At 46.7% G+C, this 14,228-nt stretch carries 16 protein-coding genes; 8 read left to right on the forward strand and 8 right to left on the reverse strand.

Translation table 11 applies throughout. The features are described from left to right. Window positions 1-109 precede the first annotated feature (109 nt). Window positions 110-1,837 (reverse strand): type II/IV secretion system ATPase subunit, encoded by a 1,728-nt coding sequence (locus MPF33_01600; protein MCI2413937.1) that lies wholly within the window; start codon window positions 1,835-1,837, stop codon window positions 110-112. A gap of 270 nt (window positions 1,838-2,107) precedes the next feature. Here MPF33_01600 and MPF33_01605 point away from each other — a divergent pair, with 270 nt between their 5' ends. After that, complete coding sequence (locus MPF33_01605; protein ID MCI2413938.1) at window positions 2,108-3,961, forward strand: type II secretion system F family protein; 1,854 nt, start codon at window positions 2,108-2,110, stop codon at window positions 3,959-3,961. Between the two features lie 21 nt (window positions 3,962-3,982). Here the strand turns inward: MPF33_01605 and MPF33_01610 are convergent, their stop codons facing one another. The 5 genes from MPF33_01610 to MPF33_01630 are packed head-to-tail and all read right to left on the reverse strand — an operon-like array spanning window position 3,983 to window position 7,111. Further along, on the reverse strand, window positions 3,983-5,050 hold the full coding sequence (locus MPF33_01610; protein ID MCI2413939.1) for a TGS domain-containing protein: 1,068 nt from the start codon (window positions 5,048-5,050) through the stop codon (window positions 3,983-3,985). Next, the gene (gene rnhB / locus MPF33_01615; GenBank protein MCI2413940.1) at window positions 5,040-5,684 is read right to left on the reverse strand and encodes a ribonuclease HII; all 645 of its coding nucleotides are present in this window, start codon (window positions 5,682-5,684) and stop codon (window positions 5,040-5,042) included. The genes MPF33_01610 and rnhB overlap by 11 nt, the downstream gene beginning before the upstream one ends. Then, a complete protein-coding gene (locus tag MPF33_01620; GenBank protein MCI2413941.1) occupies window positions 5,681-6,388 on the reverse strand; it encodes a 60S ribosomal export protein NMD3 in 708 nt (235 codons plus the stop codon). Before MPF33_01620 ends, rnhB begins: the two co-directional genes overlap by 4 nt. Window positions 6,389-6,394: 6 nt before the next feature. After that, entirely contained in the window at window positions 6,395-6,691 is a 297-nt protein-coding gene (locus MPF33_01625) for a DUF424 family protein (protein MCI2413942.1), read from the reverse strand. A 6-nt stretch (window positions 6,692-6,697) separates the two neighbouring features. Continuing rightward, complete coding sequence (locus MPF33_01630) at window positions 6,698-7,111, reverse strand: translation initiation factor IF-2 subunit beta (GenBank protein MCI2413943.1); 414 nt, start codon at window positions 7,109-7,111, stop codon at window positions 6,698-6,700. A gap of 47 nt (window positions 7,112-7,158) precedes the next feature. On the opposite strand from MPF33_01630, the gene MPF33_01635 reads away from it, so the two are divergent. The 5 genes from MPF33_01635 to MPF33_01655 are packed head-to-tail and all read left to right on the forward strand — an operon-like array spanning window position 7,159 to window position 11,312. Next, complete coding sequence (locus MPF33_01635; protein ID MCI2413944.1) at window positions 7,159-8,415, forward strand: tRNA (N(6)-L-threonylcarbamoyladenosine(37)-C(2))-methylthiotransferase; 1,257 nt, start codon at window positions 7,159-7,161, stop codon at window positions 8,413-8,415. 33 nt (window positions 8,416-8,448) lie between these two features. Then, on the forward strand, window positions 8,449-9,639 hold the full coding sequence (locus MPF33_01640) for a thiolase family protein (GenBank protein MCI2413945.1): 1,191 nt from the start codon (window positions 8,449-8,451) through the stop codon (window positions 9,637-9,639). A gap of 49 nt (window positions 9,640-9,688) precedes the next feature. Beyond that, window positions 9,689-10,012 (forward strand): translation initiation factor aIF-1A, encoded by a 324-nt coding sequence (locus tag MPF33_01645; protein ID MCI2413946.1) that lies wholly within the window; start codon window positions 9,689-9,691, stop codon window positions 10,010-10,012. A 4-nt stretch (window positions 10,013-10,016) separates the two neighbouring features. After that, a complete protein-coding gene (locus tag MPF33_01650) occupies window positions 10,017-10,763 on the forward strand; it encodes a serine protein kinase RIO (GenBank protein ID MCI2413947.1) in 747 nt (248 codons plus the stop codon). Between the two features lie 9 nt (window positions 10,764-10,772). Next, window positions 10,773-11,312, forward strand: a complete 540-nt coding sequence (locus tag MPF33_01655; protein MCI2413948.1) for an RNA-processing protein — start codon at window positions 10,773-10,775, stop codon at window positions 11,310-11,312. Here MPF33_01655 and MPF33_01660 read toward each other — a convergent pair. After that, window positions 11,283-11,822, reverse strand: a complete 540-nt coding sequence (locus MPF33_01660) for a hypothetical protein (protein ID MCI2413949.1) — start codon at window positions 11,820-11,822, stop codon at window positions 11,283-11,285. The genes MPF33_01655 and MPF33_01660 overlap by 30 nt on opposite strands. 265 nt (window positions 11,823-12,087) lie before the next feature. On the opposite strand from MPF33_01660, the gene MPF33_01665 reads away from it, so the two are divergent. Together MPF33_01665 and MPF33_01670 are read left to right on the forward strand one after the other, a co-directional pair. Then, window positions 12,088-12,609 (forward strand): hypothetical protein, encoded by a 522-nt coding sequence (locus MPF33_01665; GenBank protein ID MCI2413950.1) that lies wholly within the window; start codon window positions 12,088-12,090, stop codon window positions 12,607-12,609. Window positions 12,610-12,650: 41 nt separating this feature from the next. After that, window positions 12,651-13,286, forward strand: a complete 636-nt coding sequence (locus MPF33_01670; protein ID MCI2413951.1) for a maleate cis-trans isomerase — start codon at window positions 12,651-12,653, stop codon at window positions 13,284-13,286. Here MPF33_01670 and MPF33_01675 read toward each other — a convergent pair. Further along, entirely contained in the window at window positions 13,233-14,042 is an 810-nt protein-coding gene (locus MPF33_01675; GenBank protein MCI2413952.1) for a hypothetical protein, read from the reverse strand. The genes MPF33_01670 and MPF33_01675 overlap by 54 nt on opposite strands. Window positions 14,043-14,228 lie beyond the last annotated feature (186 nt).

Genomic DNA, 14,228 nt, shown 5'->3' on the forward strand with positions numbered 1-14,228 from the left:
TTTCTTGAGGATTTGCGTAAAAGGTTTAGGGATAGGTTGTATTTGATGCAGTATTCTCGTATTCAGTATTGGATTGGTTGGGAGGCTAGGAAGAGTGGTTTGAGTGTTATTATGGCGGGGAGGAAGTCAGCTTGATTGACGACATCCTGTAGGCTTCCTTCAAGGCCTCCTCTGGCCTTAAAGAGTACTTGATAATGTACTTCTTCACTTCCTTGTAGCTCTCTGGGCTCTGAACTACTTCCTTTGACGTTGAGAGCAACTTCAAGTACGTCGACCTCCTTTCTATCTCATGCTTTACCTCGTCGAGCGACTTTCCCATCTCCTCGATCCTGGTTAACATGACCTTAGCGTTCTCTAGCATAAGGGTATGCGTATCAGACTTGGGCTCCCATGATGACACTCTCCTGAAGTCGTTGTAGCTTACTATCTCGTCTATAGCTACCGCCCTTCTCCTCAAGACTATCTTCTCCCCTACGTATACTGGCAACCTCCTGACGTTCACCATTACGTTCATCATGGGTATCCACTCCTTGGGGATGTTCAGAGGTTCGTTCATTAGCCTCTTTATTGCGCTGTCTGTATCGTAGGCGTGGAAAGTAGTAGCTCCTCCGTGACCTGTGGAGAGAGCTTGGAACAGGACGTAAGCTTCCTGCCCCCTTATCTCTCCGACCACGATTATATCTGGCCTATATCTTAGGGACAACTTCAGTAAGTCCATCAAGCTTATTTCTTTTCCTGCTCCTCCGTATACCTCCCTTGTATGTAGTTGCACCCAGTTATCTTGGGCCAGCTTTATCTCAGGGATATCCTCTATGGACACTATCTTCATTGACTCCTTTGCGAGGTTGAGGATAGCGTTTAACATTGTAGTCTTTCCTGCGCCTGTGACTCCGAGGACCATAAACGACATCCTTAGGTCTATGGCGTACCACAAGTAGGCGGCAACTTCTGGAGACAAAACTCCAGAGTTGATCAAGTCCAGGATCGTTATGGGCCTATCGTTAAATCTCCTAATAACGAAGGAGGAACCCCTGGCACTTACTTCCTTCCTGAAGGTCGCTGCTATCCTGTCTCCCTGTGGCAGGATTCCATCGTTTATGGGAGTGGCTATTGAGATCGTTTTGTTGGCTAGGGTCATGTACCTCATCACTACTTGGTCCAACAGCTCTGCTCCGTCAACTTCGATGTCGAGCACCTTCATGTTTTCCTTTATCATAATATTTGTGGGTAGGTACTCGTACTCCCTGTGGTATACGAAAATTGGTGAGCCAAGGCCACTACACGAAATGTCCTCTATCTTATAGTCAGCTAAAAGGGGCGTTAGGATGTTGTAGCCAAACATATTTCTCAATAGGTAATAGAGGGCTATCTTACCTCTAGTGCTTAGTACTTGTAGTTCCCCTTTGCTTCCTTGTATTATTTCTAGGTCTTTTCTTTTCATGGAAGCATCGTAGATTACCTTACCTAGATCCAGCAGGTCTGTCCTGGAGTTGAGAAGTTCCCTCTCAATTTCGCCTATGAAATATTTGTATATCTCAAATGATTGGTTGTCTATTGGGGGCTCGATTAAGACGTACTTGTATATACCCTTGTTAATATCGTAGGTAATGAAGACGTGCGGGTTCGCTATACTGAGCTCTATTTTGGCCTTCGCAAAGCTGTCCCTTATCTCAGGTGGAATACTCCCTAAAATATTTATATCATAATCAGAAATAATTTCTGTTACCTCTTCCACTGGGGCCGAGAGAGGAAGGAGGTTGACGGGCATTCTAACCTCTGTTGTCCTAGATTTGCCGTTATTACCGCTGAACTTTAACTTGGAAAGTATACTAGCCATTAGTAGTAGTATAAATTTTCTTCCTTATAAATCTTGCAAACTCTAATATTATGAATTAAGAAGAGGTGATGTTATACTATAGGAAATTTTAAGACAGAAGACTAAAACTAATTGTGTGATCCAAGTATTTTGGCTCTCCGATTTTATCTGCGATCCAAGGTCTCATATAACCGCTCACCCGTCTCTGAAACTGAATTATTTCAATACACGTTTAACAATGGTGTTTTAAGAAAACATATTGTTTAAAATACCTTAATACAAATAGATATTATGGCATTAAAGTTAAGGAAGACTTCGACCACTGGAACTCCTGTTACTAAAAACGCAAGAAAGGGCCCAAGCTCATTGTACATAGGGTTTTACAACTTAGGCCTAGTAAAGAGAATGGCAAAGAGCTACCAAGAGAAGTTAATGTTAGCTGGATCAACTGAGGACCCAGTGCTTTTCGCTGCAAGGACGTTCTTCTTTACGTTGGTGGGATTAGCGATAGGCCTAGTACTGATGATATTTGGAGGGCTTATCTTGTTTAAGTTCTATCTGCCCTTGAGGGAGCCCAAGTTCTTGGCAGTGTCCCTCATGATGATAATGTTTGGTGTGGTAATTCCAGTGGTAATGTATTTCATTTCCTATCTAAACGTATCGCAGGCTATTGACAACAGGAAGAACGGCCTTAACGCAGAGACCTTCGCGTTCTCCGCGGTCTTCATAATATTCCTTAGGTCAGGGCTAAGCCCTAGAGTGCTATTCGAGAGAATTCCTAAGGCCGGTGCATTCCAGTACGTGACACAGCTCATGCTCTACGGCTACAAGAGGATGAAGTACCTAGGCGAGAGCGTTGAGGACGCTTTCAGAGAGACCACGAAGGTCTCTCCCTCGAAACTCTTTAATGATTTCATAAGCACCTACATTACCGCGGTTAGAACTGGGGCCCCAGTGATCGAAACGATGGAGGCAAAGGTGAGAGCCCTGTTAAGAGAGTTCGAACTCCTAGGGGACAAAGCAGCTGAAAACTTATCGGGAGTAGGAGAGGGGTATGTGATATGGTTAGCGTCAGGCTACATAATGATATTCTTGGTGTTAATACTTGAGGCAGTGTTCCCCCAACTAGGCGGGGGATTAACGCTAGGGCTCATGGGAGCAGTCGCCGTTGTGCTCATCCCGATAGTCAACCTGGTTTTCGTATTTATGGCAGACTCGATCCAGTTAAAGTTCCCTGAGAGGAAGCTGAGTTCATATAAGGTGTTTTACGTGACTTTCCCTATTGGCATGATAGTGACCTTCGTGATACTGGGGTTGGAACATCAGCTTTTCAACTTGTTTACCTTATCTGGCACAGTCCAAGACATAGTTCCCACTTCAATAGCGATCTTGATCGGCTTGCTAATAGCGTCTGTCCCTCCTGCAATCGTAACTAGCAAGGAACTGAGGGAGGGGACAGGCTACGATCAGTACGTTGTGAACTTGCTTAGGGCCATTTCTGAAGGTCTGAGAGCAGGCCTATCCCCTGAGGCAGTTATAAGGAACTTAAAGGACTCCAAGGAAATGGGAAAGTTAAGGGACGTACTAAGGGCCATCGTGGCTTACGTTAATCTAGGCTATCCACTAAAGGACGCCATAAGGAAAGGTGCAGACAGGATAAACGACTTCACCTCTAAGATAGCCCTACTGTCCCTTGCGGACATGTTGGACATAGGTAGCCTAACGCCCGAGACAGTAGAGGTTCTTGCACAGCAAATAGATAGCCAGATCCTTGTGAGAAGTAAGTACCTAAGTAAGGTAAAGATACTGATGGCGACGCCATATGTCGGCGTTGTCATAGCCCTAATTGCATCAATATTCTTAGGGATTGCGGTGGACAAACTCATACTAGTCCAGAGCTTCTCCTACGGTCCGCTAGTTCTAGCGTCGGAGCTCCTGCCAAAGGCAGTGTATATTTCTGCCGTTTCTTCTATCTATAACGCCTATTTCGCTGGGTTCTTGGTAGGTAAGCTGGGCTCCGGAAAAATGGCTACGGGCTTCCTCCACAGCGTCATATTGGCTGTAGTTACTGTGGTAATGCTTATCGTAATGCTTCACGTTAACATAAACTTCGCTACTCCAAGTAGCTCTTCAGCAGCGCTGTAAACTACGCAAGTTTTTTTATTTTTACTTAGTTTTTATTTCTACAATATCTTTATCCTCAAGTGGATGATCTCCTCCTACCTTCTGCCCAGGGAACTTTGCTGAGGGACCCCAAACCCTGGCGTACTTAAAGTTCTCTGACAGCGCGCTGTGGAGTTTCCTAGCCACGTCGAGTACAGTCGCACCCCTCTTCATTATGAGGGGTTCTTGGGTTGGCTTTTCCCCCGGCTCCTTGGTATACACCCTTATTACGTCGAGGCTCTCGAACAAGTACCTCCTCAGCTTGTCCAACTCATCGAAGGTGGCCAGGGGAAAACCAGCGTCAAACTTGGTCTCTGAGAGTATAACCATTGGCTTGTAAGTGGTCGCCTCAAATATAGCCTTCTCCACGTCGTCTAGAGTGACCTCTCCGATCACCTTGACGATTGCCGACCTTATGCCAAAGCCCTCTAGGTAGCTCCTCACCTCGTTCTCGTCTGTGTTAACCAGCTTACCCATGTTTATAATCCTAATCCCATCCTTGTGGCTCCTCGACTTCTCTATGACCACTCTACCTTTGGGCTTGCCTAGCAGGATGTTGTTAGACTCCAGGAACTCCCTAATCCTAGTGAACTCCGCCTCGTTGGATACAACTGCCAAGATGGCGTCCGCGTTCCTAGCTAGGCCTATTATCTTTCCAGCGATGAGCTTGGAGTCGAGGATCAGGGGAGGCGGGTTTACAAGCTGTATGGCAACGTCCTCGTAGTACGTCATAGCAGGGACAGGGAGATCTTTGGGATCCTGTTTGACGTTAGTCAGCATCCTTACTGCCCTATTTTTCAGCTCCTGCCTGCCCAAGACTAGAACTTGTCCTGCACCCTCCTTCTCCACGAAAAAGGAAAGCGAGGAGGACTTTTTGTGCCTCTGCTTCTCGCTCTCTTCTCTGAGTTCCGCTAGACGCCTTTTTGCCCAGTAGACAAGGTTTTCCGTCCCCTTGTGTTTTGGGACATAGCTTAGGAAGTCCTGGATCGCCTTTATCTTCTCCTCAGGGGTCTTCGCCTCCATTACCCTTATCCACTTGGCTTTGGCCTCTGCAGGTAGGTTAGTTACCATCTACATCCGACCTCTCCTTTTCGAGGTAGAAATTGGGGGCAATCCTGTGAAGGATTTTCCACGAACGCCTTAATATCGGTGGAGGCGGTTCGCCCCTTTCGTGGACTTCCATTACCCACTTTATGGTCTTAGGGTCAGAGGGGTAACCACTTCCGAAGTCCCCGAACCTCTCCTTCAAAGACTCTACTATTCGGTCCCTGATCACTTTAGCTATTATACTAGCTGAGCTACATTCAATAAAGTTTTCGTCGGCCTTGTGGACTACGTTAGGACTAAACCCCAGCTCAAGGATCCTCTTTATGACTTTTTCCTCGTTGCCAACCTTGTCTACAGTCACCACAGAGGGGGAGAACGTAGACATGGCCTCTATTATTTGGATGACCTTCTCGTAGGTGACGTCGTTCAAGTTGGCGCTGTCTATTTCCTCGGGAAAGGCCTTGGCTATAGCTATTGCCTCAGCGTTGTCGAGTATAACGTTAAAGAGCCTTTCTCTAGCATCTCTGCTCAGCTTTTTGCTGTCCCTAACTCCGTAGTCCTTCAGCAACTTCTCCCTCTTTTCGTCCAAAAGCACCCCAGCTACGACCATCGGGCCTATTAAGGGACCTCTGCCCGCCTCATCTATTCCGAGCTTCATACTCTAAGCGAAATAACTAGTTTAGCAGTCCTTTTACCTTTTTTAGTGCTCTCGTCCTGGAAGCTCTCGTTAACGGTCACGTCAACAAAGGAGGCCACATAGGAGGCCAGCTTCCTCGCAACCGACTTCTTTATGAAGTAGTAGTCTATCCCTTCCTTTCCCTCAACCACGTCCGCCAGGTTAGCTATAACCTCCTCAGTGAAGAACGACTCAAACAACTTCCTCTTTTCCCTCTCAAGGCCTGCCTTTTTCCCTCTCAACTGTATTATTGCCTCGTAGTACTTCGCTTTCCTCTTTTTGCAAGTGTCGCACAGAACGTACTCTATGCCCATGAAGGAGTCTCCCTTGACCTCGACCCTCCTCCCACTCAGCGAGCCCGTGGCTACTATTTCCACGTGTTCCCTGCCGTTGCTGTCCCTCCACACTTCTCCGACGTCTATGGAGTAGTTACTCACGTTCTTGTCTACTTCCACCCTTTTGGAGAGCTCCCTAAGGGTTAGATCCTTCACGGCGTCTTCCACGTCCTCATGGATCCTCTCCCACTTCCCCTCGATAAACTCAGCCCCGCATACCCTGCAAACCTTTCCCTTGAGCTCCTTGGGGAAAGAGAAGAGGCTCTTCGTCTCCAAGTAACAGTCTATGCACAGCCTGTCAATTAGCTCCACGTTTTCCTTTCCGCACCTTACGCAGAACTTTCCCGGCATAAGGTATCACAAGTTGTAGACTTGTGCGAACTTAACCCCCGATACCTCTAGGATGCCCTCCTTGTGGACGTACCCCCTCCTTACAGCTTCGTCCACCACCTTATTCCCGACTAGGCTGACGACGGTGGCTTCCTCAAAAAGGGAAAACGCGTACTCCATGTCCACCTCGTCCCCACCGTAAAATTCCTCGTTTATGTAGAGGATTACCTCGTTTTCCCTAAACTCCCTTCCTAGTAGCTCCTTCTCGCACACGTTTACAAATACGTTCCCTTGCTCTCTTATGACGTTCAAGATAACCTTCATGTCCTCTCACAGCGGTTTAACCGACGTTTTGGCTCCACAGGCTAGGCACTGGATGTGCCAGACCTTCTTTTCCTTAACTAGTACAGTGTCTAGGCTCTTGCACGTACTGCACTGGACGTAGGTCTTTATAAATCTCTCCATCAAGGTCTCTATTACGGTCGAAGAGAATTTACCTTGGATCACCAGCTGACCGTTCTCTGTTACAGATCCTGCGGCTGCCAATTCCTTTAGTAAGTACCTCATGCATATCTTGTCTTCCCTTCTTAGCCTGTCGCAGTACTCTGCGAAGTTCCTTATTATTGTAGTGTTGCCTATGTTCAGTATCTGCAAAGAGGGCAAATTCTGAGTTCCCTCGCTGGCCTTCTTGGGCAGTTTTGCGTAGACTCTATCGAGCAAGTACATGTAGTCCTTATCTGACATGTTCCTACATTAAATCTATAAACGCAGGGGTTTAAATATGTGGTGAAATGAAGATATACTTTGAGACTTACGGATGTGCTCTGAACAAAGGAGACACCTACATCATGATGACCCTACTTAAGGACAGGGCCCACGAGGTTACTGGGTCACTGGAAGACGCCGACGTGATAGTCATCAATACGTGTGATGTTAGGCTTGAAACCGGAGAGAGGATGAAAAGGAGAATACGCCAGTTGAGCAACACTGGTAAGAAGCTAGTGGTTGCGGGATGCTTTTCTGGGGCTGAGCCCGCTGTGGTCAGAAGTATAGCCCCCAACGCCTCCATTCTTGGCCCCCAAGCTATCAGCAAGATCGTCGAGGTAGTTGAGTCGCAAGAGAGGAAGGTCTACTTGTTGTCAGACCAACCCATCTACACGCCGAGGATTGCGGAGGGCAAGATAGGCGTCATCCCAGTGGCTGACGGTTGTGCGGGAGACTGTAACTTTTGCATAACAAAGCTGGCCAGGAGCAAGCTTAGGAGCTATCCCCTTAGAAAGATAGTAGAAAGCGTGAAGGCATTAGTAAGTCAAGGCGTAGTGGAGATAGAGCTCACTGGCCAAGACGCGGCAGCTTACGGTCTTGACTACGGTGGGAAGATCACCTTAGCTGACGTGGTCAAGGAGGTGAGCGAGGTAAAGGGGGAGTTCATGATCAGAGTAGGCATGATGACGCCAGAGCAAGCACTCAGGATCTTGGACGACCTCTTGGAGGCGTACAAGAGCCCCAAGGTATATAAGTTCTTCCATCTGCCAGTACAGAGCGGAGACGACGGAGTCCTAAAGGTCATGAACAGGAAGTACACCGTCGACGAGTACAAGGAGCTCGTAAAGGAGATAAGGAGAAAGATACCGCTGGCTAACATAACTACTGACATAATAGTAGGCCATCCAGGGGAAGACGAGGAGGCTTTTCAGAACACCTTGGATCTAGTCAAGGAGATCAGATTCGAAAAGATGCACATAGCCATTTACTCGCTAAGGCCCAACACAAAGAGCTCCTCTATGCCCCAGATACCGGACAAGGTTAAGACTGAGAGGCTAAAGAGAATAAACTCACTCTACGAGGAAATAGCTAGGCAGAATCACTCGGAGTATCTGGGGAAAGTTTCAAAAGTTGTCGTTACAGAAGAAGGAAAAGGAAACACAAAGATAGGTAGGACTGCAAACTACATCCCAGTGATCCTTGAAGACGTCGAGCTGGGGAAGTGGTATAACGTGAAAATTACGGACTTCTCGTTCTACGATGTGAGGGGGATTGTTATTTAAAAAGTTTAAAAAGTATGAAATCCACCTTAACATATGGCAGAAGTTTACATAGTATCAGCCGTTAGGACGCCCATAGGAAAGTTAGGCGGCGTATTTAAAGACGTACCGCCTGTGGATCTAGGATCAGCTGCCATAAAGGTTGCTATGCAAAAGGTAAACTTAGACCCAAAGGTAGTCGACATAGTGATCATGGGAAACATTTTAAGGGCTGGACATGGTCAGGACTTAGCTAGGCAGGCGGCTTGCAAAGCAGGTATACCATACGAAATAGATGGGTACTCGGTCGACATGGTATGCTCATCTGGAATGATGAGCGTAGTAAACGCCTCACAGATGATAAAGAGCAATGATGCAGACGTGGTAGTCGCTGGAGGTATGGAAAGCATGAGCCAGGCTGCCCTGGCCCTACCATCGAACGTTAGGTGGGGAGTAAAGTTCCTTATGGACAAAAAACTGGAGTTTATAGATACAATGCTCATTGACGGGTTGACCGATCCCTTTAACATGTTTGCCATGGGGAGGGAAGCTGACATGGTTGCTAAAGAGCATGACATCAGCAGAAAGGAGTTAGACGAGGTAGCCTTCGAGAGTCACAGAAGGGCCACTGAAGCGACTAACAAGGGATACTTCTTAAGCGAGATTACCCCAGTTGAGGTTAACGGTAGTCTAGTTACAAAGGACGAGGGAATTAGGGCTGACACCTCCATTGAGAAGCTGTCTAAGCTGAAGCCTGCGTTCTCGGAGGGAGGTTTCCACACCGCGGGTAATTCCTCCCAGATATCGGACGGCGCTTCTGCCCTTATTTTGATGAGCGAAAAGGCGGTAAAGGAGTACGGCGTGGAGCCCATAGCGAAGGTAATTGGTTACTCTTGGGTAGGGATAGAGAGCTGGCGCTTTACTGAGGCTCCAATCTTTGCAGTGAGGAAGCTCCTGAAGAAGCTCGACATGGAGATCTCAGACTTTGACTACTTCGAAAACAACGAGGCCTTTGCGGTGAATAATGTCCTAGCACATAGGTATCTGGGCATACCCTATGACAAGCTGAACGTGTTTGGAGGGGCAATTGCTTTAGGCCATCCAATAGGCGCCAGCGGTGCCAGAATTATAACTACCTTGATAAACGTGCTGTCCAAGATGGGCGGAAGGAGGGGTATAGCCAGCATTTGTCACGGCACTGGAGGCTCTACAGCCATTGCCATAGAGCTACTCAAGCCCCTAAAGTAGCCTTAAGTTTTTATTCGGAGAGATAAGTTATCAAGTGGTGGTCAATTAGTTGCCTAAAAAGGATAGGGGAGAGGCTCCCACTAAGGAAGTTATGAAACCAGAGGAAGGGGAAGTAATATGCGTAGTTAAGAAAATGCTAGGAGCGGAGCACATAGTGGTCCTCTGTGTGGACGGGAAGCAGAGGATAGCGAGGATACCCGGTAGGATGAGGAAAAAGGTCTGGATAAAGGAAGGGGACGTAGTCCTGGCAGCTCCCTGGGACTTTCAGTCTGAAAAGTGCGACATTATTCACAAGTACGGTAATGACGAGATAAAGAAGCTAGTGGAAGAGAAGGTAATCTCCAGGGAAGTGATAGATCAGCTAAGAGGTTGAAGTTTTGGAAAAAAAGAGGAAGGAGGAGAAGAGGAGGAAAGACGAAGACCTATTTAAAGTAGTAGACTCCACGATTGACCCAAGGACCTACTTAGTCCTGGAGAAAATAGCGTCTAAGCTCAAGATAGACACTTATTTAGGGGCTATTTCTTCGGGCAAGGAGGCGAAGATCTATCCAGCTAAGACTATTGACGGCAAGTTCTACGCTGTAAAGATTTACTACGTCAGTACGGCTTCCAACAAAAGGGCGGTGGAAAAGTACACTCTAGGCGACAAGAGGTTTGAGAAAATAAAGGTCTCCAACACTAGGCAACTAATTTTTACTTGGGCAAAGAAGGAGTTCAAGAACTTAAAGAGGATGTACGAGGCTGGCGTCTGGGTTCCCGAACCGATCCTGGTAATGGAGAACGTTCTCGTTATGCAGTTCATAGGGGACGACGGAGTGAGGGCACCCCTGCTCAAGGAGCTTCTAGACGATGAGATCGACCAGGATCTCTACGATCAAGTGGTAAGCCAAATACAGCTAATGGTGAACAAGGCTAAGCTGGTTCATGGAGACTTGAGTGAGTACAACGTGATGGTGTACGACCACGTCTACATCATAGACGTGAGCCAGTCCTTGCCGGTAGACCACGAGAACGCCAGGGAACTCCTCTTTAGGGACATAACTAGGGTAAACGAGTTCTTCTCCTCCAAGGGCGTAAAGGTTCTAGACGTAGAAGAAATTTTAAAGACGCTGGAAATACCTTAATTAGGGACAATGTTCATCAGCGTACCGGACGAGAAAATAGAGCTGGTCAAGTCTCTTTTGCCCAAGCTACAGGAGATCTCTGGGGTAAAGATAAGTTACGACGAAAGGAGGAAGATTTTCGAGATTGACCCTACAAACGAAAATCCGTACAGTGCCTTCAAAGCAGCCTCAGTCATAAGGGCACTCGGTCTCGGGTTTTCCGTAAACGATGCCCTGAAATTGATGAGCGACGAGTACCAGCTAGAGGTGATTGACTTAAAGGCTACACTAGGAGGCAATCCAGACACAGTTAGGAGGATAAAGGGGAGGATAATAGGAGAGGGAGGTAAGGCGAAAAAGATCCTCCAGGAGTACACCTCTGCTGTAATCTCCATCTACGAGCACTACGTAGGCATAATCTCTACAAACGAGCAAATGCCAATAGTCAGGAAGGCCATCGATATGCTCATCGAGGGGAGGGAGCACTCTACCGTTTACAAGTTCCTAGACAAGGCAGAAGCTGACTTGGTGAGGCAGTTCTCAAAGAACAGACCTAACTATTTGAAGTAGGCTCTCGTTAGGTATCTTGTTGGCGTACTCGGAGACTACCCTTCCGTAGTTTGCCACTACTTTTCTGTTCCTGTCATCGTCCAAGAAAGTTTTTACCTCAGATAGGTCTCCCCAAAATAGGAGCCTAAAGAACTTCAAGAGTATTCTCTTTGGCTCGCTGAGCACGTCCTCAGTCAGGAAGATCGTCGGCTTAGGCGTCATAAGTAGGGTCAAGTGAGTTCCGTCAAGCCTAGCAATCATGGCTATCTTGTAAGCTGAGTACTCTTTTGTGGGTGGCCTCTTGCTGGCCTTTACTTCAATAAAGTACTTGTGGCCGTCCTTTTCAGCCTCAATGTCGTGGGTAGGTAGATCTACCGACCTAATGTTAGTAAAGCTGAGGTCTTCTAGTACCTTTCTGGCCCTGTATTCCATTGCATATCCCAGAATTATGCCCTTTGCTTTGTCCAGGGCGTATGAAATCTCGTCATCCGTCAATCCAAATTCTTGCATCAGTTCGCCTAGCGTATTCACATACTATCATCCAACTGCGTTAGATAAAAGCGTTTCCCAAATTTTAATAACTTAAAATGGATAAATCTGAATAGGTGTGCGCATACCTTTGAAGTGATCTAGGCCGGATGTTTAACGTTGTGACTAAAACCTAATGCTCTCCTGTGTAATTTCCTCGATACTGTTCAGAAAACCCTAAGAAGGTTTTAGCTAAGTTGAAGCTGCCCTCAGCGCAGTGCGCTAGTTTCCGAAACCCTTTTTAAATTTCATGATTTAAGTAGAGTAAATGAAAGCTCTAAAGATAACTATACCCCTCTCTCTCGCGACGTGGTGGATCCCTATACTTGGCCCCATTATAAACGGCATAGCTAACGCGTTTCTTGAGAGGAGGATTCGTCCATCGATGTTATCTGCAGTGGTTTCTTCCTCCATAGCGTCTGCCCTCTACATTTTTCTAGCCTTAAAGTTCCTCTTTGTTCCCTTGTTTGGGAACCTGTTTCAGTTTCTCGCCGTATTGCTTTCGGTTATAGGCATTGGTATAAGTACGTCCGTGGCCTACGTAGTCTCTCGGCACATGACTTATTCGTACTACTCCAGTGATTCACTTAACATGGAGTTCTACGCTAAGAGCCAAGAGGAGATAGAGCGGAGGCTAGGTCCCTTCTTAGAAGGATGTGGAGAACCCACCTATTCCTTCTCAGAGAAGAAGATCATAGTGAAGAGGAATTGTAGCCAATACGCTATGGAATACGAAATAACTCAAGAAGGAAGGGAATACAGGGTTAGCGTGCATATAAGGCGCATATAAGAGCGTAGTAAGTTTTAACCCATCTGGCTCATTATAAGGCTATGCTATCCTTAATAGTATCTGAAGAGAACACCGTCTTACCGAGGGACATTGAGACTGCATTCAAAGACGTCCAGACCATTTATATGAAGTACTACCCCGGGCACGGGAACACTAGAGCAGAGAAAATTAGAATGTTGGCTGAACTGCTCAGCGTAAAAGAGCAGGCGGAAAAGGGAGACGTAATAGTCTACGCGAGATCGTATGGAGTCTTCTACGAGGAAGACATGAGAGAAATAAGGAGGATTTTCTCAAAGCCAGTGGTAATTTCCACGGAGGCAATAATCAAAAGGCTAAGGGCACTAGGGGCCAAAGACCTCTTCCTAGTGACGCCATACAATCAGAAGAGGCACGAGTACGAGGTTAAATGGTTACGGGACTTCGGGTTCAACATTATAGGTTCCATAGCTTTGGGGAGAACAGGAGGAAAGGCCATCGCGTCTACGCCCCACGAGCTGGTAGTGGAAGCGGTTAGGATAGCTCAAATGTCTTCTGCAGACGCCATCTACGTGGCGTGTACAATCCTTTCTACTTTACCGATCCTTGAAGAGCTCAAGGGCAGAATCAGCGTCGTTACGGCAGCCTCAGCTATAGTGGACGAGGTCAAGGAGCTCGTTGATCTCGGAAACCACAGTTAAGAAGTCCCTGGCCCATATGGTGAAAACTTTGTCCTTCTCGAGCTCGTTAAATCCATAGGGGTGAAGTATTCTAGATAGGTTAGAGTACGTTCTCCTCAAGGTGGAAACATCCTTTCCTTTAATGTGACCTGCAAGGCCAATTAAAGCGCTAGCCTTTGGCATAGAAAGGGTGAAGTACCTCGCCTTTCTACCACATAGGTAACACTTAGCGTCTATTTTCAAGCCTAGAGCTCTCTCTATTTCCTTTATTTCCATTGAGAACTCAGGGAACTTCAAGTGTTTTTCACAAAGAGGTCTACCCATTAAGTAGACTGATACGCCGTCTAGCTTTACCTTGCGCCTTACAAACTTCTTGATCCTTCCTAGACCCTCTCCTTCGTTCCTTATGGTCAGTCCTTCATCTACGAGGATGTGCCATTTCCTTGACTTCAATAAATACAGGTACTTTTCTGTGGTTGAGGTAACGAAAACGGAAAGACACGCCCTTTCGATCATGAACCTGTTGCTCTCCTCTGCCGACCTCAGGAACCCCATTAGGGCGTTCTTGTATCCGCTGTACATGGCCGAGATGATGTCCTCCCCTAAAAGCACGCTGTGTAATGACTTTTCCTCTTCCTTGATGACCCTCTTAATCATCTTCTTTAGACCGGGGTAAGCTCCGGGAGCCTTGTCGATTACCTCCAGTGTTCCGTCTTTAGTGCGGAGAAAGTTTTGGACTTTCTTGCAGGCCTCTGTTTTGCACTTTGTAAACCTCATTACGCTTATTATTTACGCAAAGCCCTTATCTTTTTCCTGGAACTAACCCAACGCGTAACGCTTCACGCCTTGAAAGTGTTGTTCCGGATTCTACGCCGCATTAAACTATATCTGCTAATATAATTAAAATATATTCTGTATTTATCGCTTTCATAGTTAATAGACTATAAATATAATCTCGAAAAG

Origin of the sequence: Candidatus Aramenus sp. CH1, assembly GCA_022678445.1 — an archaeon.
In the GTDB taxonomy this organism is placed as follows: domain Archaea; phylum Thermoproteota; class Thermoprotei_A; order Sulfolobales; family Sulfolobaceae; genus Aramenus.

Bases quoted from the DNA above. Each gene is read 5' to 3' on its own strand.
- MPF33_01640 (MCI2413945.1), top strand. From the start codon at position 8,449: ATGGCAGAAGTTTACATAGTATCAGCCGTTAGGACGCCCATAGGAAAG.
- MPF33_01620 (MCI2413941.1), bottom strand. From the start codon at position 6,388: ATGCCGGGAAAGTTCTGCGTAAGGTGCGGAAAGGAAAACGTGGAGCTA.
- MPF33_01600 (MCI2413937.1), bottom strand. From the start codon at position 1,837: ATGGCTAGTATACTTTCCAAGTTAAAGTTCAGCGGTAATAACGGCAAA.
- MPF33_01625 (MCI2413942.1), bottom strand. From the start codon at position 6,691: ATGAAGGTTATCTTGAACGTCATAAGAGAGCAAGGGAACGTATTTGTA.
- MPF33_01635 (MCI2413944.1), top strand. From the start codon at position 7,159: ATGAAGATATACTTTGAGACTTACGGATGTGCTCTGAACAAAGGAGAC.
- MPF33_01670 (MCI2413951.1), top strand. From the start codon at position 12,651: ATGCTATCCTTAATAGTATCTGAAGAGAACACCGTCTTACCGAGGGAC.
- MPF33_01610 (MCI2413939.1), bottom strand. From the start codon at position 5,050: ATGGTAACTAACCTACCTGCAGAGGCCAAAGCCAAGTGGATAAGGGTA.
- MPF33_01630 (MCI2413943.1), bottom strand. From the start codon at position 7,111: ATGTCAGATAAGGACTACATGTACTTGCTCGATAGAGTCTACGCAAAA.
- rnhB (MCI2413940.1), bottom strand. From the start codon at position 5,684: ATGAAGCTCGGAATAGATGAGGCGGGCAGAGGTCCCTTAATAGGCCCG.
- MPF33_01605 (MCI2413938.1), top strand. From the start codon at position 2,108: ATGGCATTAAAGTTAAGGAAGACTTCGACCACTGGAACTCCTGTTACT.
- MPF33_01655 (MCI2413948.1), top strand. From the start codon at position 10,773: ATGTTCATCAGCGTACCGGACGAGAAAATAGAGCTGGTCAAGTCTCTT.
- MPF33_01665 (MCI2413950.1), top strand. From the start codon at position 12,088: ATGAAAGCTCTAAAGATAACTATACCCCTCTCTCTCGCGACGTGGTGG.
- MPF33_01675 (MCI2413952.1), bottom strand. From the start codon at position 14,042: ATGAGGTTTACAAAGTGCAAAACAGAGGCCTGCAAGAAAGTCCAAAAC.